The sequence below is a fragment of the Pseudomonas sp. dw_358 genome (assembly GCF_018449655.1).
Lineage (GTDB): Bacteria > Pseudomonadota > Gammaproteobacteria > Pseudomonadales > Pseudomonadaceae > Aquipseudomonas.
This window is the reverse complement of sequence record NZ_JAAVUX010000041.1, coordinates 1-1,820: the sequence shown is the minus strand read 5'-3', so window position 1 is coordinate 1,820 and position 1,820 is coordinate 1. Positions and strand designations below refer to the sequence as shown.

Sequence of the window (1,820 nt, the reverse complement as noted above, 5' to 3'; positions counted from 1 at the left end):
ATCGGTGCCCACGCCGACAGCTCCATCAGCTACATCTATACCGCCCTTGGCCAGATGGCCAGCAGCGCGGTCGAAGCCTCGACCACCAGCTACAGCTACAACGCCGTGGGCGATGTACGTCAGTTCAGCTTGGCCAGTGGCAACATTATCGATTAGACGCGAGATTTTAGCCGCAACTCGGCGATCGGCAACCCTGATAATGTCGACGGGTCATTGGGATAGCCTGAAATGGGTAGTTCGCTGCGAGTTATAGGGTATAGCTGTGCAATATGAATAAATATATTTTTATTCGTTTTTAATTTGAAAATTGTGGTGGAGCCGTATGTTATATATACCTAATTATTACTCCATGAATTTTAAGCGTGCCGTATGGGCGATAGCGGCATCAGCTGCTTTTGCTTTTGCTTCAGGTGCGCAAGCGGATGATTATTATTGGTGGGTGTCAGGATATTACGATACGCATTATGCCAGTGCTCAGCAGGCGTGTGATGGATATGTTTCTTCGGACCCCGCAAATTATGGGGTAGCTACAAATTTTGTATACTATGACTTAGGCTCTGGCGCAGGCTCTGGCTTGCCAGGCAAGGTTGCGGGTGCTACTTGTAATTTTTATAACGCATCTACTGGAAATTTTATTGCCTCAATGGCACTAAATTTTCACTACGGAAGCTCATGCGCCAACGGTGGTGCTTTTGATAAGATCACTGGTGAGTGCGAGCTGCCAAATAACCAAATCCGGCGAAAGAGCTTTGGCTCGCCAAACGATAATCTCAGTTGCCACGCACCAAGCTTGGAGCAGGGGGATCCGATAAGCTCTGCATCAGGTAATAGCTATCAAGTTGTGAGCGATTTTTCGGTACGATCTACTATTGTGGATTATGCATTTGGATTTTCTAGATATTATAATAGTTTTGATGGCCTTTGGCGCCATAGTTTTTCTTCACATTTGCTGATCGACGATAGTTACATTGGGCTTATTAGTTACGATGGTAGGCGGGTTCTCTTCTCCAGATATGGTGATGTCGTGACGCCCGAGGTGACGGAATTGGGTACATTGGTCCTCACAGCAGAAAATTGGGTTTATTCAGACTCTGACGGCAATCAGCAAATTTTTGATGGGGAGGGTAAACTTATCGCAGTAACAAAAGCGACAGGATATCATCAACAGCTTTCGTACAATGGAAGCACTGTCACAGTGACGGATGATTTCAATCACATCCTTTCGTTTACTCAAGATGCACAATATCAGCCGCTTTCTCTGCAGGTTGGTGACAATACAGCACAGTATTCCTATAATTCTAATGGGTCCTTGGTCAAGGTCTCCTACAGTAAGAATGGTGTGAACACGGTTCAACAATATGCGTATGGTGATACACATGATTATCGTCTTCTTACCAGTTCGACAGACCCACGGGGCAGCACGTCAATCATCTGGAGCTATGACTCTTCAGGGCGCGCGATATCCAGTAGTAATTCAGATGGTACAGGCAAGATTGCTCTTACCTTTAACGATGATGGGTCAACAACTGTCGTTAATTCTTTACTAAATTCTGCCACCTATAAATTTCAAATAATCCAAGGTATCAAAAGAATTGTGGAGATAAATGGAGAGCCCAGCCCTGGTTGCCCCGCCAGCAACTCCAGCTACACCTACAACGACCGGGGCCAAGTCCTGACTAAAACCGACGCCAAAGGCTTTATCACCACCTACACCTACAACGACCGGGGCCTGGAAGCCAGCCACACCGAAGCCAGCGGCACACCCCAGGCCCGCACCACGACCACCACCTGGGACCCCACACGGTTCCTGCGCACCCAGG

The 1,820-nt window shown here is 47.4% G+C and carries 1 protein-coding gene; it reads left to right on the top strand.

The genetic code is table 11. The features are described 5' to 3' along the window. Positions 1-349 precede the first annotated feature (349 nt). A partial coding sequence (locus tag HB675_RS25625) for a DUF6531 domain-containing protein (protein WP_213881958.1) occupies positions 350-1,820 on the top strand: 1,471 nt, incomplete at its 3' end.